This is a genomic window from Arcticibacterium sp. SM2516 (assembly GCF_057914865.1).
Window position 1 is genome coordinate 1,461,175 of sequence record NZ_CP195290.1, and the last position, 19,944, is coordinate 1,481,118.

Below are 19,944 nucleotides of genomic sequence, written 5' to 3' on the forward strand. Positions count from 1 at the left end.
ATGAAAACGGTTTGGACTGAATTTTGTTATTTTGACCGAAAATAGCCCATTAACATAAAATACTGCATCTAATAAAACACTTATGGATTTTAAAAAATTAAATACAATAGGCGGATGGTTAGCTTTCCTGATAGCCCTTGTTACATACACTTTAACCGTGGAGCCCACCGCCAGTTTTTGGGACTGTGGCGAGTTTATAGCCTGTGCCTATAAGCTACAAGTTCCACACCCAGCTGGAGCACCTTTCTTCTTGCTATTAGGTCGTTTAGCCTCCCTTTTTGCAGGAGGTAATGTTGAAAAAGTAGCTTTAAGTATCAATATGCTGTCTGTTTTGGCATCTGCTTTCACCATCCTCTTTATGTATTGGACTATCTCTTTATTGGGTAGAAAAATATTAAACAAGAAAGGTGAAGAATTGAATGGTTCAGACAGAATCTTAGTTTTAGGAGCCAGCTTAGTGGGGGCATTAATATATGCTTGGTCAGATTCTTTCTGGTTCTCTGCTGTAGAAGCAGAAGTTTACGGTATGTCATCTTTCTTTACCGCCATAGTTATCTGGGCAGTATTAAAATGGGAATTAATAGAAGACGAAGCCGCAGCTAACAAATGGCTTATTTTCATAGCTTATCTGGTAGGTCTATCTATAGGAGTTCACCTTTTGAACTTAGTTACTATTCCTGCTTTAGGACTTTGGGTTTATTACAAAAGGACTAAAAAAGTAAGCCTTAGAGGGATTATCTCGGCTCTAATAATTGGCTTAGTCATTTTAGGAGTCATCATGGTAGGGGTAATTACCGGAATTCCTTCTTTCAGCTTTTTCTTCGAGAAGTTATTTGTCAATTCCTTCGGTTTACCATTTGGTTCTGGAATGATTTTCTTTGTCTTGGCTCTGATAGCGGCATTGGTTTACGGCATCATTTGGTCTGGCAAAAACAGTAAAGTTTGGGTCAATACAGCTTTGCTCTCATTTGCCTTTATTTTGGTAGGATATTCTACTTATTCTTTGGCCTTGATTAGATCAAATTATAACCCTCCTATAAATGAGAACGACCCTTCTGATGTATTAAGCTTTACTTATTATCTTAAAAGAGAGCAGTATGGTAGCAGACCATTGACATATGGTCCTATATATACTTCAAGACTTACTGCCATAAATAAAGGAACACCTAATTATAAAATGGGTGAAGATAAATATGAAATATATGACTACTCTCCAGAGTACGTTTGGGGTGGGAATATGCTTCTGCCAAGAATCTGGAGTCAAGACCCACGTCATGTCAGCTTGTATAAAAGTAAACTTGGATTAAACGAGACTCAAGAACCTAAAATGGGCGAGAACCTGAGCTTCATGTTCAGTCATCAGTTTGGTCATATGTATTGGCGTTATTTCTTGTGGAATTTCTGGGGTAGGGCATCAGACATTGAAGGATCCAGTGCCACAGATATATTTGAGGCAAATGCCGATTTGCCAAGTTCACTTAGAAGCAATGGCGGCAGAACAAACTTCTTTGCTCTACCATTAATTTTGGGAATCTTAGGTTTGCTTTATCAATACCTCAAAAGGGACAAAGATTTCTTAGTCACATTTTTGTTATTTGTCTTAACGGGTTTAGGCCTTGTGGTCTACTTGAATTCTCCGCCAGTAGAACCGAGAGAAAGGGATTATATTTATGTAGGATCTTTCTATATTTTCGCCATATGGGCGGGATTAGGAGTTATGGCGATAGCCGACTTTGTATTGAAAGTCATAAAAAATAATAACGCCAAGTCTGTTGCAGCCGTAGCCATTGGTTTAGTGGTACCTGTTCAAATGGTTACTCAAACCTGGAAGGGTCATGACCGTTCTGATAGATATCACCAGATAGATTTTGCTAAGAACCTTTTAAATTCTGTAGCTCCTAATGCTATATTATTTACCGGTGGTGATAACGATACTTTCCCACTTTGGTATGCACAGGAAGTAGAAGGTATAAGAACAGACGTTAGGGTTTGTAACTTGAGTCTATTAGGTACAGACTGGTACATTGACCAAATGAAACGTCAGACTTACGAGTCTATGCCATTGCCAATATCTTTCTCTAAAGATCAAACACTTAAAGGTATTAACGATCAAATTCCTTATGTAGAAAATCCTAATGAGCAGGTTAAAGCAGGTATTAACTTGAAACAATACCTTAACCTGGTTAGAAATAATGAAAGAGCTATCCAAATGGCTGTTTCCACGGGTGAATTGATAAATACGCTTCCTTCTAGCAATCTATTTTTGGATTATGATCCAGAAGCTGTAAAGGCTAAAGGCTTTGTTCCTAGCGAATATGTGGGTGGTTTATCTGGTGAAATGAGATGGAATATTGGTGAAAGAGACCTGTTGAAAAACGATTTGATGGTCTTAGACATCATTGCTCAGAATAACTGGGAAAGGCCTATTTACTTTGGAGGTACTTTATCTCCAACTTCTTATCTTAATCTTAAAGAATTCTTAGCACTAGAAGGTTACGCATACCGATTAATGCCTGTGAAAGTTCAGGGTGCAAGAGATGGTGTAGTAAACACAGAGGTGATGTATGACAATGTTATGAATAAGTTTGAGTGGAGAAACTTAAACAATCCTGACATCTACTATGACTCTGAAACTTACCTAAAAGTACCGATTATTACGGCCAGGTTCGCTTTCTTAAGGTTGGCAGACCAGCTGGTAAGAGAAGGAGATAATAAAAGAGCGAAGAAAGTTTTAGACAGGGCCATGGAGGTTATGCCAAACGAGTCTATTCCTTACGACCAACTCGCTGCCAATTTTGCGACTTTCTATTATGCCATAGGCGAATCTGAAAAAGCACAGGAAATCTCTGATGTGATAGTTAAAAGAGCTGACGAGGAATTAACTTATTTTATTAAAAAGCAGCGAACCGGTGAAGTAAAAGAATGGGGAATGGATAACGTTCAAAACTTTATTCAAAGCAATCTGAGAGACTTAAATATGATAGCGAATATAACCGAACAAAACGATCAGGTTCTGGCAGCGAAATATAAGGCAGTGTACGATAAACACATTACGTCTATTCAGTAGGCTGTAAATGAGATAGATAAGAATACCCGTCAAAATTGACGGGTATTTTTTTAGTTTTTTTAATACTTGCAACAATGTTGCAATCAATTTAATATGTATACTTGCAACATTGTTGCACATAAAACTATCCCAAAAATGAATTTTAAGAGCATTTCATTATTATTTGCTTTAGCACTCCCAATTTTATCCTGCGAAAAAAGTGACCCTATCATTCCAAATGAAGAAGAATTGATTACGACTTTAACATATACCCTGACGCCAGAAAGTGGGGGACAAATGGTTACTTTAAATTTTAAAGACATTGATGGCGATGGTGGTACAGCTCCCGTAATTTCTGAAGGAATTCTTTTAGCAAATACAACTTACACAGGTCAGCTAAGTATTATGAATGAATCTGTAAGCCCTTCGCAAAATATCACTACAGAAATTTCTGAAGAAGGAGAGGAACATCAGTTTTTCTTTTCAGGTTTAGGAGGTTTAAATGTTCTCGTTAGTTATGCTGACAAAGACGCCAGCGGAAATGCCATTGGTTTGGTTTCTAAATTAACCACTGGTGCGGCTTCTAGCGGCCAATTAATGATAACTTTAAGACATGAGCCTAATAAGTCTGCTATGGGTGTAGCAGAAGGCTTAATAGCAAACGCAGGAGGAGAAACAGACATAGAAGTATCTTTTAATGTTGAGATTAAATAGCCTATTCTTATTTATGGCACTAAGTGCCTTTCCCTTTCTTTTATCTGGTCAAAACTGCCAGATAAAAGTAAAGGGAAAAGTTTTTGATGAAGTCACCGGTGAAACTTTGCCATTTGCTTCCATTTATGTAGAAAATGCAGCTAAGGGCGTTTCTGCAGATGCCGATGGTAATTTTGAATTGCAAGGCATATGTGCAGGTGGAACACACATAAGAATTAGCCATGTCAGTTGTGACCCCTTAAAACAATACATCGTTTTTAGCAAAGATACCGTTTTAACCCTCTATTTGCACCATCATGAAGAACTTATGAATGAAGTGCTGGTTCATGGTAGCAGAAGTGATTTAAGTACTCAAAATAGCAATACGATCGATAAAGATTTAATAGCCAAAGAGAGCAACAAAAACCTTGGAGAATTGCTTCAAACCATCAGTGGTGTGAGTTCTTTAAAAACAGGTTCTGGTATCTCAAAACCTATTATTGACGGCCTTTACGGTAACAGAATTACACTCTTAAATAATGGAATAGCTCAGTCAGGGCAGCAGTGGGGTAACGACCATGCCCCAGAAATTGACCCTTTCTCGGCTGATCACATTTCGGTTATAAAAGGAGTAAGTGCTTTAGAGTTTTCAGGAAGCTCTTTGGGCGGCGTGGTTTTAATAGAACCTGATGAAATTAAGCACGAGCCTCATCTACATGGCAAAATAAATTATGTTTTTCAGAGCAACGGCCTAGGACATACACTCAATACCGAACTGACCAAGTATAATGAAAAACTAAGTTGGCGGGTAAATGCAAGCTTAAAAGGAGTGGGAGATCAACATAGCCCCAGCTACTATCTAACCAATTCAGGAAGGAGAGAGGCTAACGGTTCATTGCAATTGGAAAAGCAAATAAAGGAATGGAAGAGCAGTTTATACTTTAGCACTTTCAACACAGAAATAGGTATTTTAAGAGGTGCTCATATTGGAAATTTGACAGATCTTGAAACAGCTTTTGACAGAGAAGAGCCATTTTTCACTTCAGAAAACTTTTCTTATCAGATAAATGCTCCCTCTCAGACGGTAAATCACCATTTGTTAAAACTTAAAACTTCAAAGACTTTCGCTCAATCCTCAATTTTAACATTCCAGTATGCCGGTCAAATTGACGACAGAAAAGAGTTTGACGTAAGAAGGGCAGGAAGGTCAGATCAGGCGGCTTTGAGTCTGTTTCAGCACAGTCATTTTTTGGAGGGTAATTACAGTACAAGTCTGAAGAATAGTGCTTTTTTTAAAAGCGGATTACAGTTTGATTTTAAAGACAATACCAATAATCCTGAAACGGGTATTTTACCGCTTATTCCAGATTATATTTCTTTAACGGGTTCTGGATTTGCCCTTTACCAAAAAGGGATTGACAAGATATTTTATGAATTTGGGGGAAGGTTTGACCTTCATCAATTAAACGCCGCTACGATTAGCCGAGATTTGCCAAGAAAAATAGTAAGGTATAATCGTACTTTTGAAAATTACAGTCTGTCCTCTGGTTTGAGGTATAATTTATCCAGAGAGTTTAAAATTAATCTCAATGCGGGATACACCCTCAGAGCACCGGCAGTCAACGAGCTTTATAGCTTTGGTTTACACCAAGGTGTGAGCAGTATTGAAGTAGGGAATGTAGATTTAAATGCTGAAAAATCCTTGAAATTTACCGCAGCATTAGACATTGCTCTTCAAAAAAAGCTGTTTTTTCAGGTCTTAACCTATTATCAAAACATTTCGGATTTCATTTATTTACAAGCTCAGACAGAGAATACACTAACCATTAGAGGAGCTTTTCCAATATTCAATTACGAGCAAACAGATGCAAGGCTCGTTGGAGCTGACTTTTTACTTTCTTTTGAACCTACCACACACTTAAGACTGATTAGTAAAGCAGCAATATTAAAAGGAATGGATGTGGCCAATGATAAACCATTGGTATATATGCCATCTAACAATTGGAGCAATACCTTGAATTATTCCTTCACCGATACCCCGAATTGGAAAACCATGTCAATTTCCCTAGAGCATCAGGTGGTTTTCAAGCAGAATAATCTATTGGAAGAACAAGATTTTTTAGCACCTCCTGATACTTATCAATTATGGAATCTGTCTTTCAATACTTCCTATCAATTAAAGAGCAATGTCTTAGGATTAGGTTTAAAAGCTGAAAACCTCTTAAACACCATTTACAGAGATTATTTGAACAGACAAAGGTATTTTGCAGACGAATTAGGAAGAAGTATTAACCTGAGAATTAGTTATAAGTTTTAAACCCGGTTTATGCATTGGAGAATCGTAATGAGTTTTAAAATGCATTAAATCAGACATTTATACGAGATTAACATAGCAGTTTATCCTGAGCTTGCCGATAGGAAGCAATTTAGTAATGGTCCCGATAAAATCGGGAGATTGCCTTATGCATAAAGCGGGTTAAAACAAAAGAGCCTCATTAAATTAATAATGAGGCTCTTTTTATCATGCTATTTCCAAATTAGCCTTGGAAAAAGTCTTTCATTTTATCAAAAATGGTCTTGCTATTTCCACCTTTTCTCGGAGCAAAATTTGGAGAATCTCTAAGCTGAAAAAGCATTTTCTCTTCTTCAGAAGAAACTGTGCTCGGGGTATATATATTAACATGAACCAGTTGGTCACCAGTGCCATATCCGTTTACGTTTGGAAGACCTTTACCTCTAAGTCTTAAAACTTCACCTGCTTGAGTTCCTGGCTTTAATTTGATTTTCACCTTACCATCTACCGTTGGAATTTCTAAATCCTTACCCAAAACGGCATCCACAAAGTTTACAGGTAAATCAAAAAGGATGTTTTGACCATCTCTTTTAAGATCTGGATGCTCTTCTTCTTCAATCGCAATTAATAAGTCTCCGGCCACACCACCTCTCACAGGTACGTTTCCTTTACCACTCATAGATAATTGCATACCTTCGGAAACACCAGCAGGTATTTTAATATTGATTTGGTCTTCTGTTAGCTGTCTTCCTTCTCCAAAACAGGTCTCACATCTTTCAGAGACCATTTTACCTTCTCCACTACAAGTAGGGCAGGTACTGGTAGAAACCATCTGCCCAAGCATGGTCTGCTGTACTCTTTTTACCTGACCTTGACCATTACAGGTACCACAAGTGGTTAATGAAGTCCCATTTTTAGAGCCGTTTCCAGTACAAGTGTTACAAGAAGTATATCTCTTAACTTTTATTTTCTTTTCTACGCCTTTGGCAATATCCGTTAGGGTTAGCGTTAGCTTGATTCTTAAATCTGAACCTTTTCTAATTCGCTGACCGCCGCCACCTCTGCTACCTCCAAAGAAGCTACCAAAAGGGCTACCATCACCAAAAATATCACCAAACTGACTAAAGATGTCATCCACGGTAAATCCTCCCTGACCACCTCCATATCCTTGACCACCCATACCAGCATGACCAAACTGGTCATATCTTGCTTTTTTCTGTACATCGGAAAGCACAGAGTAAGCTTCTGCTATTTCTTTAAACTTATCTTCGGCTGCTTTATCGTCAGGGTTTTTATCTGGGTGAAACTTAATTGCCAATTTTCTATAGGCTTTTTTCAGTTCCTCTGGTGTTGCATCTTTTGATACACCTAAAACCTCGTAAAAATCTCTCTTATTTGCCATGTTTTTTATTTCTGCTTTGAGTCCTAATGACCTTGAGCTTTCTGAAAATGATTTTGAGCTAATGCCCTATTATTTTTTAGCAATTTAGCTTCCTACCACTACCTTTGCATATCTTAATACCTTATCGTTAAGGTAATAACCTTTTTCTACGGTATCTATAACCTTACCTTTTTTGTCAGCTCCTCCATCAAATTGAGTAATACACTCATGCAATTCTACATCAAACTCTTCCTCATTAGAATCCATTGGCTTAAGACCTTTAGACTCTAGCGTCTTCCTCAGTTTAGAAACCACCAGTTCTACACCTTCTTTTAAGACTTCTACATCTGTGGTTGTATCAAAGGCACCTTGAGCTCTTTCGAAATCATCCAAAACAGGAAGTAATTCTTTAATTAATCCTGACGAAGCATTTAAAATCGTGTCTATCTTTTCTTTAGCACTTCTTCTTCTAAAGTTTTCGAATTCAGAATAAAGTCTAACAAACTTATCTTTTTGTTCTGCCAGCTCTTGTGTCAAACGCTCTTCTTCTGTCAGTTCCACAGTTTCTTCAACTTCTTGATTTGTCAGGTTGTCTTCTGCCAATTCTTCAGCGTTCTCTTCTTTTATATTATTTTTTGACATGTTCTATCATTTTATTCAACGCATGTATTTGAATCAATAATTAAACCATGTGCACAAAGGCTGTCATTATGTCACATTTAGAGGAAATTAAACTAAAAGATGACTGACAATGCCACTTCTTTTTAAGAAAACAAGGTACTTTGTGCCAATGGAGATCAGTACAAGTAAATACGCTGCACAAATTAAGTTAAAAGCCGCTGAACTAGGGTTTGACTTTTGTGGTATATCTAAAGCTGGTTTTTTAGAGGAAGAAGCCCCTCGTTTAGACCAATGGCTCAGTAAAAACTATCATGGAGAAATGGCTTGGATGGCCAATCATTTCGATAAACGCCTTGATCCTACAAAACTAGTTCCTGGGGCTAAATCTGTCATTTCTCTCATGCTTAATTATTATCCTTCTAAAAGACTTCCAGAAGGTGAAGCAGACTACAAAATTTCTAAATACGCTTATGGGCAAGACTATCATTTAGTTTTAAAAGACAAAATGAAAACGCTCTTTAACTATATCCATGAAGAAATAGGAGCGGTAGAGGGAAGAATATTTGTGGATTCGGCACCCGTAATGGATAAAGCTTGGGCGGCCAAAAGTGGCCTCGGTTGGATAGGCAAACATAGCAATCTTTTGAACAGACAAACGGGTTCTTTCTTTTTTCTTGGCGAGATAATCTGCGACCTAGAATTAGCATCGGATGGACCTGTGAAAGACCATTGCGGCACCTGCACAGCTTGCCTAGATGCTTGCCCTACAGACGCCATAGTGGAGCCTTATGTGGTGGATGGAAGCAAGTGTATTTCCTATTACACCATTGAACTTAAAGCTGCCATTCCTGAAGAGGTAAAGGGCAAAATGGATAACTGGATTTTTGGCTGTGATATCTGTCAGGACGTTTGTCCTTGGAATAAATTTTCAAAACCTCATCAAACGACTGAATTTAATCTAAAACCCGCTCTGGAAGGCTTCTCGAATAATGATTGGGAGGAAATAACCGCAGAGGTCTTTAGGGAAGTTTTTCGCAAATCCGCCTTAAAGCGAACAAAAATGGAAGGTTTGTCTCGCAACATCAACTTCGTCAAACCTCCGGGTTCTTAGCGTTATGAATGTGGTAAAACAACCACAAACAAACTCCCTTTGTCTACTTCACTCTTTAAAGACAGCCGTCCTTGGTGTAAATCAACAATACGTTTACAAATAGATAGACCAATACCCGAACCCTTATAAGAAGCGGCTCTTTTACTTCTATAGAAGGGCTGAAATACATGTTCTTGTTCTTCTTCTTTTATGCCTATGCCACTATCACTTACAGATATCAAACAGTTATCTTTATTGGCTTTGATTTTAACATCGGCTTTGTGGTTTTGGGAATACTTACAGGCGTTATCTATGAGGTTGGTAAAAAGTGTTTTTAACAAGGCTTCTTTGCCATTTATGGTAACCCAGTGGATATCGTCTGGGATATCTTCAAAATCAATGTTTATTTCATAATCAGGATTTAAGTAGAGTACCTCGTCTTGTACAGCAAACAGAATTTCATCAATTCTGACAGGTCTCAAATTCACGCCATGCTCTAGTTCTTCAGACTTAGCCAGCTGAAGCATACTATTGGTAAGTTTAATAAGTCTTTGGTTATCATTAAGCAGGCTGTTCAATATACTTTTATATTGCTCTGGCGTTCTTTCCTTTTGTAAAGCCACTTGAATCTCAGATTTAACCGCCGCCAAAGGTGTACGCAGCTCGTGAGAAGCATTGGAAACAAAGCTTTTTTGAAGTTCAAAAGAAGAATCTAACCTAGAAAGCATCTTATTAAAATTGACTGCCAGCGTGGCTATTTCATCTGTATTATTTCCTGTGCCTAGTTTCTTTCTTAAACTCGATGCCGTAATTTGTGATATTTCTTCGTTTATTTTTGAAATGGGTTTAAGGGATTGCCCCGCAAAAAGAAAACCTAATAATACGGTTAAAATAATGGCGGAGAAGTATCCCGTATACATGGTTTCCCGAATGTTCAGTAATTTCTGTTTACCATAGGTATCTTCTGCCTGTGCCAGTACGGCGTAGGTTTTATTAAGTGTATCGCTGTACATGGTACCCACCACTTGACTATTCCCAAAAGTGGTTTCCAGATACCTTTTTTCTCTTAGTTTATTGAGTAATTCTGGGCTATAGTAAATGGTATCCGCCTCATAGTTATAATAGGCCACTTCATTGGAATCATTAAAGACCAAAACCTGAGCAGGATAAAGCGTACTGAGGGTATTTTTATCAATAACCTTTAATAATTGTTTATCTATTTGTGGCTCTTTAATTAGAAGCCTTGCGGTAGTTACAGCTCTATCTCTAAGGCTATTATAGAATTCCTGTTGCCTATAATTCTCCGATAAATAGTAGATGGTAATAGAAAATATAGCTAGGATAGCAGCCACTATCACAGAGAATTGAACAGCTATTTTGGTTCTAATCGTCAAGAGACTATTTGATTATTATGATGAAAGCAAGGTGTAAATTACTTTTCTCTAAGAACATAGCCCATTCCAGACTTTGTCTTAATCAATTTAGGTTCAAAATCTTTGTCGATTTTCTTTCTCAAGAAATTGATATAAACCTCAATTACATTTAAGCTTTTCCCGGGGTTTTGGTCCCATATAGCTGCCGCAATTTCCTCTTTGGACACCACGCGTCCTTTATTTTGAATAAGAAACTCTAGCAATCCAAATTCTTTTGGCGTTAACTGAATGGATTGCTCACCTCTATAAACTAATTTGGCATCTAAGTCTACCCTTAAATTGGCCACTAAAAGTTCGTTGGAGGTGCTGTTAACAGCTCTTTTGAGCAAAGCATTAATTCTAGCTACCAGCTCTCTAAAGTCAAAAGGTTTAACCAGGTAATCGTCTGCTCCTTTTTCAAAACCTTCAATCTTGTCGTCCGTTTCGCCCAAGGCCGTCAACATTAAAATTGGGGTTTCTAGCCCTGCCTCTCTTACACCTTCCGCAACCTGATATCCGTTTAGTTCGGGTAAATTCAGGTCAAGAAGAATCAAGTCAAAAGAGGAGCTTAAAGCTAGTTTTAAGCCAATTTTACCATCGAAAGCGATAGTAGTAGCAAATCCCACTTCTTCTAAGCCTTTGCTTATAGTCTTGGCGATACGCTCGTCGTCTTCTACTATTAGGATGTTTTTATTCACTTTCTAAGATTCAAAAACTGCTGAAACACCCAAGCAAAAGAGAATACTAAGGCACAGCCAATTGGATTTAACCAAAGGTAGGCTACTAAATCGAATTTCCAAGTGAGAATAATAAGAACCTGAGAAATGATGGCACTGTAAAAAATAGCCTGTGCACCTATTTTTTTATAATAAAACGCGACTAAGAAAATACCAAGAATGATACCATAAAACCATGAACCAAGTATATTCACAAGTTCTATCATACTGCTGCCAAGCTTATTGGCAAAGAAAGCCACCACGATACAGAAAATAGCCCAAAAGACCGTGATAAGTTTTGAGAGCATCAATTCCTTAGATTCCGACTGTGTCCAAGACTTTCTCTTCTTCAATACATCTACCACCGTACAGGCAGCCAATGAATTATATGCTGAGGCCACCGAACCCATTGAAGCTGAGAAAATAACGGCAATCAATAAGCCAATAAAGCCATGAGGTAAATGGTCTAAAATAAACCTAATGAAAATGTAATTGATATCGCCAGGGTCTCCTTCTGGATTGCTCTTCTTTATGAGCCCGCTTACCTTAGCTTTTAAGGCTTTGAATTTGGCTTCGCCAATGGCTATAGCCTCTTGAGCTGCACTTATTTGACCTTCATTGCCAGATTGGATGGCTTCATGAAGTTTGTACATTTCAGCCTTTTTAACTTCCGCATTGGCTTTATGTTCTATTTCCAAAGCCCTGTATTCATTCGCATAAGTGCTTTTAAGTAACTTATCTGTTTCTACCGTATTAAAAAATAGGGGAGAAGTATTGAATTGATAAAAAACAAAAACCAAAACACCAATAAACAAAATACCGAATTGCATCGGAATTTTTAGGAGACCATTAAAAAGTAAACCTAATCTGCTCTGGGTAATATTTTTGGCTGTTAAATACCTGCCCACTTGAGATTGATCTGTACCAAAATAAGAAAGCTGCAAGAAAAAACCGGCCAAAAGACCCGACCAAACGTTGTATTTTTCTTTAGGATTAAACTCCAGATTAATAATATTTACCTTGCCAGCCTTTCCTGCCACCTTCACGGCATCCATCAATCCAATATCTTGAGGTAAAAGTTGAACAACCATAATCCCTGCAAAAACCATGGCAGCGGTGACAATTATCATTTGCTGTATGTGCGTATGAGAAATGGCTCTGGTGCCACCTATTAAGGTATAAGTAAGCACTGCTCCACCCATAAAGGCATTAGTCCAAAATATGTCCCAACCAAAAATGGTGGAAAGGATAATAGAGGGAGCATAAATAGAAATACCAGTAGAAAGACCTCTTTGAACCAGAAAAAGTAAAGCGGTGAAAACGCGTACTCTTTCGTCAAACCTTCCTTCTAGGTACTCATAAGCCGTATAAACCTTAAGTCTATGAAAAATAGGGATGAAAGTAATACTTAAAACAACCATGGCTAGTGGCAAACCAAAGTAAAACTGTATAAAACCCATACCGTCTGTGAAAGCCTGTCCTGGTGCTGATAAAAAAGTAATGGCACTAGCCTGAGTAGCCATTACAGAAAGTCCTACATGATACCAAGGCAGGGATTTATTTCCAAGGAAGAATCCGTCAATATTACTATTACTGTTCTTTCTGTTTTTAAAAATGCCATATAGAATAACAAATGCCATGGTGGCAGAAAGAAAAATCCAGTCTAAAGTAGTCATGAGAAAGTTTTAGTCAAAAAATAAAAAACCACAATAAGGAAAAGTAATACGCCTATAACAAGCATGTATAAGTTTTTCCAAGTACCTAAAATGGGTGGTTTTTCTTCTGGCATATTTTTAATTTTTTGAAAGGGTAGTGAGCATTTTGTTCACTTGAGGGAGCAAATTGCTAGAAGGGTAACTTCTAACAAAATCCATCAAAGCTATGCGGTAGTTGGCAGTATTATTGGTTTTAGCTAAAAGCATGATTCTCAGCATAGCATACTTGTCTTCTAAGCTGGTGCCCGTATAACTATCTAATCCCTTTTCTGCTTTTTGCAATGCCACTGCCACGTTACCGTTTTTAAATTCCTCATATAAGACTGCATAATCTTTCTCTGCGTTGCTTTCCGTATCCGCATTTATCTCAAAAGTCCCTCTTTTAAGCTGTCTTGCGTAGGTAGAAAGTGGATATTTGGCGATTAAAGCCGCTTTAAAAGCGTTGTTATTTTTATTTTCTGCCATCAAAGCTAAAAAATAAAGCACCTCTTGCTCATAAACTGTATTTGGGAATCTTTGAAGCAATGTGGTAAAAGTATTTCTAGCGTTTTCTATCTCATTAAATTGTAAACGATAAATCTTACCCAATTCATAATAGGCCTCTTCTTGCCTTTTCTTAGAGGCTTTTAGTTTCTCAGGCGTGTCCGGAATTTTATTTAACATGGCCTGTTTCTCTAATTCCGCCATTTTTCTGACATTCTCCTTTTCCTTTTCGGCAATAGTCGGATCCACCACCACTTCTTCCTGACCTACAATACCTCTTTCAATGGCAAAACTTATGCTTCCTATTTCTTTATCTTTTCTTCTCCAATCATCTTCTAGCGGCCTACTGCCCCATGTTCTGATAAAAGCTGCTCTACTTCGAGTTAATGAGACTTGATCATAAAAAAACCATTTATTAGGGTTGGATGAACCAGAATTTCCAGAAACCGCTCGGCTTTTTTCCAGTTTAGCCGCTTCTTCGATTTCCTTTACTTTTTTATCATCTTCATCCTTCAAAATTTTCTCTACTTTTGTTTCTAATGCCAGTGGATTCATGGCTGCCAATGCCTGCAGACTGTCTTCCATGTGTATGATGGTCTGGTATTTTACAAAATTGGCAAGGGAATTAGATTTCTCAGAAATTTCCGTAAAATTAGGCGAACGCTCGTTCATATTTGAAAGCGTGCTGTCGTAGTATTTACTAGCCAATTCGTAGTTCTGAAGATTGGAATAGTATATTTCTGCTATTTGTAAATAAGCACTGGCTTTTGAAGTCTTATTAGCGGCTAATTGAATAGATTTACTAAAGTCTTTTATAGCGTTTTGATAGTTACCTTTCTTAGCCTTACTTTCGGCCATTTTATAGTAGATTTTATCTTTTAAATCCACGTTTTTACGATCTTCTAGCATTTTTAAGAAATTCGCGTTGGCATTATCTCCTAAACCGCTACCCAGCATCAAAAGCTCTATTCCTGCATTAAACTCTAGTTCATAGGTAGGTCTATTTTTCACGACCGCCTTCCAATTCTTTCTAGCCAATGAGCCCCTCTGCAGTGTCGCATAGAGCTGACCCGTTATAAAGTGAGCCCTGGCCTTACGGGTAGACTTCTTCATTGACTTTATAGATTCCTCTAAAAATACGGCAGCCAATGCCAATTCTCCGTTTTTTTGATGGTAAGCGGCTTTTATCTCGTAAAAGTCAGCTTTGTCCTTTTTAGAAAGTTTTAAGCCTTGAATAAGCTTGGAAACTTCGTCGGCTTTTGCCATATCTTTCGATTCCAAATAGGAACGCATTAGCCATATCAATGCCCTTCCTTTTGCTTCGTCAGATTTGTTATTGGAGTTTAAGTATTTGAAAACCTCGGTAGCGTTGATAAAATCACCTTTGAAAAGCCTAGCCTTACCCAATAAAAGATAGGAATCATCTAAATGTTTCGAATTTGAATGCCTTTCTGCCACCAATGATGTCAGTCTTATCACTTCGTCTAATTCTGGCTTAGAAACCATCGTTTCATTGGAATCTATTTTTACTAGAATAGGTAAGATTCTAGAAAAATCTTCTGTTCTGGTGGAATCAATCTTGTGCATAGCCCAATCAAAATAATCATGGGCATCTATAGAGGCATTGAACTTAGCATTCATATTATGCCAAGCTTTGCTTGTTGGGGATTTGCTAAACTGAGAGCAAGAGGCCACAAATAAGCCTATCAAAACAAGGAGAAGTAATTTTCTCAAATTGTAAGTCGATTTTTTAATAAAAACGCAGATTTCAAATCAAAATTATCCAATTTAATGCCAATAAGGAGACAAAATGATATTTAATAACTGCTATCCCTCAAATATCACGAAATGGAAAGATGCTGCAGAGCTAGGATAGCAGATTTATATCCTACTTCAAACATTTTGTCGGCATTCTTAAGCTTAAATCCATCAAACTTCATAATTCCCTCGGGCTCAATGGTTAAATCTGCCAAAAGGCTTTTCTGACGAGTTTGATTGTCTACAGAAATATAGACTGTTTTCAGAATCACATCCTTCATATTTCTTACGGGCAATCTTTTTTTAAAAGGTGTGACATTCACGGCAATTTTATAATCCATTTCCATGAGAGGTTCTAAGGGCAAATTATTGCTCAAACCTCCGTCCAAAAACTTGTCTCCGTTAATAATGATAGGTCTAAAAGCGACAGGAATGGCTGAAGAAGCCAATAAAGGGTTGATAAGTTCTCCGGATGTAAAATAATTCGGGATTCCTTGGCTAATGTTAGTGGCACATATAGAAATGGGCATCTTTAACCCTTCAAAAGAATTATGAGGCAGCAGGTCCAGCAGAATCTTTGCAGTATTGTCTAACTTCATAAATCCATACCTGTTGGGCGAAAACTTAAGATACTGCCAAAGTTTCTTTTTCAAAATCTGCTCCATTATAAAATGTGGCTGATGACCTTCGGCATATAATGCGGCCGCAAAAGAACCTGCACTTGAGCCAGATATCATATCCAGTTTAATATTTAACTCATTTACAGCCTCCAATACACCTAAATGAGCAAAACCTCTAGCTCCACCGCCTGAAAGGCATAAACCTATCTTTTTATTGTTTTTTTGAATCATAGCTTCGCCACCTATTTATAACATAGATGGGTCAATGTTTATAGGAAGGTTTAAAAAGCGACTTGCGGTTTGAATCATAGATAGTCGGCTAGGTTTCCCGTATAATCTGGTTTAAATCCTTTTTCGGTATTCTGAATGCTGCATACTTCGTAAAATGGGTCGTGGTCAAAATAAACCAGCATGTTTTCCTCTATTATCCTGTTCAAAAGAAAATCCTTTTCTCTCATGGTTTCTAAGGGCCTTACATCATATCCCATAACCCAAGGCACGTGAATATGAGCATGAGAAGGAACAGTATCTGCTATAAAAATTACTTTTTGTCCATTTAAATTGACGACAGGCATAATCATTTTTTCAGTATGACCGTTGGCATAAAGAAACTCATAGTTAGACCCAAAAGCATTCTTTGTCTTATCTATAAAGTTCAAATGACCTAAATCTTCAATGGGACCAAGATTTTCTTTTAAGAAGGTTGCAGCCTCTCTATCGTTCGGGTTATTGGCCCATTGCCAATGTGCAGAATGGGTCCAATATTTAGCATTAGGGAAGGTAAGTTCTAGTTTATCTCTTGAAGAATTCCATTTCACTGCACCTCCAGCATGGTCAAAATGCAAATGACTCAGAATTACATCCGTAATTTGATTTTCATGAAATCCCTTTGCCCTAATTGATTTAATCAAGTCGCCATCACCATGTCTATAGTAGTATGAAAGCCACTTTTCAGACTGTTTGTCTCCCATACCTGTATCTACAAGCGTTAGCCTATCGCCATCTTCTATGAGCAGGCATCGCATTTTCCAACTACAAAGATTGAGTTCATCCGCGGGTATCTTCTTTGACCATAGTTGTTTAGGCACAACCCCAAACATGGCACCACCATCTAATTTGAAATTTCCAGCGTCTATTACATGTAAATTCATATCCTAAAATTATAGATAAACTAAAGCTTAGACCAATTTGAACCACAACTTCTTGAAAAACAATTCTAATATTTTAACTCGGAATATGCGTTGGAAAATCGTTATGAGATATAAAATACAATAAATCAGACAATTAAACCCGGCTTATGCATTGGAGAATTGTAATGAGTAGCTAAAGTGTAATAAATCAGACATTTAAACGAGATTAGCATAGACCGCTCTGGTGATTGAGTTTAAATGGGTTTACGAACTGATTTGAAGCAATTAAGCTACGGTCCCGATAACTATCGGGAGATTGCCAATGCATAAAGCGGGTTTAAGTCATTATAGCGTAATTTCTGCAGCAATCTTAACGCCAAATCTCTTAGTGTTAGGATTTTCTAAATAAGTAAGCCTATGTACGGCTTCCACCCTAAATACCCTAAAAATATTACTAATACCATAGCCCAACTCTATGTATGGCTTAGAAGGATTCAAACTTTTAAAAGGTATAAAACCCTCTTCGGCTGTAGGCATAGACATTTCTAGGTTTCTATCTGTTAAATTACCAATTAAGAACTTACCAGTTGTGAAAGTTCTCCATTTCAACTTTTTAATAAGTGGAAAGCGATTGAATAATAAGCCTTCGAAATCGTGATAATAACGAGCATAGGCAAATTCATCACTCAAGAATTCCGAATTATTCATCAGGTTAAAAGAGTTGGAAACCGAAATAATGGTTTCATTACCCAAATGGTTTTTCAATAAGGGATAGGGCAGAGTGCCAAATATTTTACTGACTTCTGCTCTGTAATAGGTTTTACCAAAATATCCAAAATTCAACTGATGCTTATATTTAATACCTACTGTTTGATATTTGAAATCACTATTAAGCACCCCTTTTAAACCTAACTCGTAAGACAATGTAACCGTAGGAGATTTCACTGTTCCAAAATCCAGACGGTCGTTATCGCTCACTACAGAAAGTTGATCACGAGCAAAAACTAATTCTGTTTTTATATTTGAAGTTATGAAAGAGCTTCTAGTAGAAGAAACGTCTCTTAAATCGTCTAGGTAAACAAAGTTATATAAGGGGTCAAATGTTTTATTCTGAAGACTAACTCTAGCTGTTACACCTTTAGAGATATCGGTTTGAAACTGAGCGTAGGCGTTTTTCTGATAGTAAGGTCTTCTTAATGTTCCAAATCTAACTGCAGCCGAGTAAAGGGTGCTGGAACCTATATCATCCGTACTAAAACCCACTTGTTCTATATCTTTGTCATAACCCATTTTAATGGTGGTCCATGGGTTTTTTGTAAGAATTCTAGTGACACTAGCCCCACCTTTCCAGCCCTCATCTTTAAAGCCGTAAGCGGCGTAACCTTGAAGAATCCATTTCTTGCTAAAATCAATATTAGTCCTTAGTCCAAAACGTAATCTTAAACCTTCATAATCGTTCAAAGCAGCTGAATGAATCAGTGGCCCTACATCTACACCATGAAATAGCTTACCATACCCGGTAGAAGCCAAATTAATTAATCCCGTAATTCTTTTTACCACCGGAACCTGCTTCATGCTGTCAATCATCATGTAAGCCATCTTTTCGTCCGCAGAAAATGGTTCTGGTCTTACAGACTGCCAATAATCCATGCTTCTTTCATTGTAGTTGTCCGAAAGCTCTATTGCACCACTTTTGAAAAAAGCTAAATCACGGGGTTGATTAATTTTTATGTCTTGGTTATAGCTGGTGAACTTTAGTAAAAGTCCGGGAGACTTGCTGGTGATTTCAGAAACATCCACCACCACACGATTTTTTATGGGAAAATAGACCTCTTCCACTTGTTCTAACTCTTGCTGAATTTTAATTCTTTCTATAAAATTCAAATTGGCATCTTTGGTAATGGTAGCATCTATCATCACTAAAGCACTTTTAGCCTTACTCAGCCACATATAACCCGTGAAAACTAAATCTTGTTTTCGTTTAGGTTCAAACTGAATTTCATAATAGAAGTCACCATCTTCTACCTCAAAACTGTCTACTAAATAATACTCGTATGCCGATTTCCAGTCATTACCAATAGGAGAGGTGAAATTCTTTTGAAGAACATTCAACTGATTATCGTAAAAGTTATACTGCTGAAAGGTGGAACCTATAAGCTGAGAAGTAAGGCTCCCATCGGTTACGGCGATACCTTTAATATTGGTTTTCTTAATAACCTCCTTAGATAATCTGGGTTTATTCAGAAAGTAGTAGTCCGAAATTGATTCGGAGATAAACATTGGAAGCAGTTTTTCGCCATCATCATCAGTAAGTGTTCCTACGGTTTCTATAGCAGCATTTATTTTCTGGGTAATCTTTCTTTTTTCTAGATTAGAACCCACTTTATTGACATCAATTTCTACTTTATTATAACTGCCGTGCTCATAACCATCTAGCTTCTTGAAATTGTTGGCATCTCTATTGTCCACCACTTTGCGTAAAATTCGCCAAGCAGGGTTTTCACCGCCATAAACCACCACTTCTGCTAACTGAATAACACCTGGATTTAAAGATATTTTGAGAAATTGGTCCTTCATGACGATTCCTGAGGAGTCTTTCTTTAAAGGGAAAAACAGCGTCTCATATCCCATGCTGCTCAGCTGAAGAGAATCTGGGGAAATATCTTCAAAACTTAGCGAAAAATTACCTTCAAAATCTGAATTAGTACCTACCGTAGTTCCTTTTAAACTAATGGAAGTAAAAGGCAAGGGCTCTTTAGTTACATTGTCAAAAACTTTCCCCTTAATATTTATACTTTGAGCCAAAATAACTGGAGAAAATAGACCAATTATGATGGACAAAAACAACGACTTTTTCACTTATTTTTAATTTGCATATAGTAGTCAAAACTATGTGTGTTAACGTATTTGAAAGTCGATTAGTTTTTTATCCTAAGTGTTAACTTGAATTACTTTTGTTTTTAAGAAGCCATTATAACATAAAGGC

General features: G+C 37.4%; 13 protein-coding genes. 4 read left to right on the forward strand and 9 right to left on the reverse strand.

The genetic code is table 11. The features are described from left to right. Window positions 1-82: 82 nt before the first annotated feature. The 3 genes from ACSBFT_RS06035 to ACSBFT_RS06045 all read left to right on the forward strand — a co-directional run bounded on the left by ACSBFT_RS06035 (window position 83) and on the right by ACSBFT_RS06045 (window position 6,056). Window positions 83-3,067, forward strand: a complete 2,985-nt coding sequence (locus ACSBFT_RS06035; protein ID WP_489603922.1) for a protein O-mannosyl-transferase family — start codon at window positions 83-85, stop codon at window positions 3,065-3,067. 135 nt (window positions 3,068-3,202) lie between these two features. Beyond that, window positions 3,203-3,760 carry a hypothetical protein gene (locus ACSBFT_RS06040; protein ID WP_489603923.1) on the forward strand — a complete coding sequence of 186 codons (558 nt, stop codon included), beginning with the start codon at window positions 3,203-3,205 and terminating at the stop codon, window positions 3,758-3,760. 13 nt (window positions 3,761-3,773) lie between these two features. Beyond that, a complete protein-coding gene (locus ACSBFT_RS06045; RefSeq protein WP_489603924.1) occupies window positions 3,774-6,056 on the forward strand; it encodes a TonB-dependent receptor in 2,283 nt (760 codons plus the stop codon). Between the two features lie 220 nt (window positions 6,057-6,276). On the opposite strand, the gene dnaJ is transcribed toward ACSBFT_RS06045, so the two are convergent. Beyond that, complete coding sequence (dnaJ, locus tag ACSBFT_RS06050) at window positions 6,277-7,434, reverse strand: molecular chaperone DnaJ (protein WP_463045536.1); 1,158 nt, start codon at window positions 7,432-7,434, stop codon at window positions 6,277-6,279. Between the two features lie 84 nt (window positions 7,435-7,518). Then, on the reverse strand, window positions 7,519-8,055 hold the full coding sequence (locus tag ACSBFT_RS06055; RefSeq protein WP_489603925.1) for a nucleotide exchange factor GrpE: 537 nt from the start codon (window positions 8,053-8,055) through the stop codon (window positions 7,519-7,521). A 148-nt stretch (window positions 8,056-8,203) separates the two neighbouring features. Between ACSBFT_RS06055 and queG the strand changes: the two genes are divergently transcribed. Further along, window positions 8,204-9,145: a tRNA epoxyqueuosine(34) reductase QueG gene (queG, locus tag ACSBFT_RS06060; protein ID WP_463045538.1), complete on the forward strand. Its 942-nt coding sequence runs from the start codon at window positions 8,204-8,206 to the stop codon at window positions 9,143-9,145. 2 nt (window positions 9,146-9,147) lie between these two features. Here the strand turns inward: queG and ACSBFT_RS06065 are convergent, their stop codons facing one another. The 7 genes from ACSBFT_RS06065 to ACSBFT_RS06095 all read right to left on the reverse strand — a co-directional run bounded on the left by ACSBFT_RS06065 (window position 9,148) and on the right by ACSBFT_RS06095 (window position 19,817). Then, window positions 9,148-10,518: a sensor histidine kinase gene (locus ACSBFT_RS06065; RefSeq protein ID WP_463045539.1), complete on the reverse strand. Its 1,371-nt coding sequence runs from the start codon at window positions 10,516-10,518 to the stop codon at window positions 9,148-9,150. Between the two features lie 38 nt (window positions 10,519-10,556). Then, the gene (locus ACSBFT_RS06070) at window positions 10,557-11,234 is read right to left on the reverse strand and encodes a response regulator transcription factor (RefSeq protein WP_463045540.1); all 678 of its coding nucleotides are present in this window, start codon (window positions 11,232-11,234) and stop codon (window positions 10,557-10,559) included. Then, window positions 11,231-12,928 (reverse strand): sodium:solute symporter family protein, encoded by a 1,698-nt coding sequence (locus tag ACSBFT_RS06075; RefSeq protein ID WP_489603926.1) that lies wholly within the window; start codon window positions 12,926-12,928, stop codon window positions 11,231-11,233. The genes ACSBFT_RS06070 and ACSBFT_RS06075 overlap by 4 nt, the downstream gene beginning before the upstream one ends. A 117-nt stretch (window positions 12,929-13,045) precedes the next feature. Next, complete coding sequence (gene porW / locus ACSBFT_RS06080; protein ID WP_489603927.1) at window positions 13,046-15,184, reverse strand: type IX secretion system periplasmic lipoprotein PorW/SprE; 2,139 nt, start codon at window positions 15,182-15,184, stop codon at window positions 13,046-13,048. A 107-nt stretch (window positions 15,185-15,291) separates the two neighbouring features. Further along, window positions 15,292-16,059, reverse strand: coding sequence for a patatin-like phospholipase family protein (locus tag ACSBFT_RS06085; protein WP_489603928.1), 768 nt, complete (start codon window positions 16,057-16,059; stop codon window positions 15,292-15,294). Between the two features lie 74 nt (window positions 16,060-16,133). Continuing rightward, a complete protein-coding gene (locus ACSBFT_RS06090) occupies window positions 16,134-16,979 on the reverse strand; it encodes an MBL fold metallo-hydrolase (protein WP_463045544.1) in 846 nt (281 codons plus the stop codon). A gap of 324 nt (window positions 16,980-17,303) precedes the next feature. Next, a complete protein-coding gene (locus tag ACSBFT_RS06095) occupies window positions 17,304-19,817 on the reverse strand; it encodes a DUF5686 and carboxypeptidase-like regulatory domain-containing protein (RefSeq protein WP_489603929.1) in 2,514 nt (837 codons plus the stop codon). Window positions 19,818-19,944: the final 127 nt, after the last annotated feature.

Coding starts and splice junctions, on each gene's coding strand:
- ACSBFT_RS06035 (WP_489603922.1), top strand. CDS start 83: ATGGATTTTAAAAAATTAAATACAATAGGCGGATGGTTAGCTTTCCTG.
- ACSBFT_RS06040 (WP_489603923.1), top strand. CDS start 3,203: ATGAATTTTAAGAGCATTTCATTATTATTTGCTTTAGCACTCCCAATT.
- ACSBFT_RS06045 (WP_489603924.1), top strand. CDS start 3,774: ATGGCACTAAGTGCCTTTCCCTTTCTTTTATCTGGTCAAAACTGCCAG.
- dnaJ (WP_463045536.1), bottom strand. CDS start 7,434: ATGGCAAATAAGAGAGATTTTTACGAGGTTTTAGGTGTATCAAAAGAT.
- ACSBFT_RS06055 (WP_489603925.1), bottom strand. CDS start 8,055: ATGTCAAAAAATAATATAAAAGAAGAGAACGCTGAAGAATTGGCAGAA.
- queG (WP_463045538.1), top strand. CDS start 8,204: ATGGAGATCAGTACAAGTAAATACGCTGCACAAATTAAGTTAAAAGCC.
- ACSBFT_RS06075 (WP_489603926.1), bottom strand. CDS start 12,928: ATGACTACTTTAGACTGGATTTTTCTTTCTGCCACCATGGCATTTGTT.
- ACSBFT_RS06085 (WP_489603928.1), bottom strand. CDS start 16,059: ATGATTCAAAAAAACAATAAAAAGATAGGTTTATGCCTTTCAGGCGGT.
- ACSBFT_RS06090 (WP_463045544.1), bottom strand. CDS start 16,979: ATGAATTTACATGTAATAGACGCTGGAAATTTCAAATTAGATGGTGGT.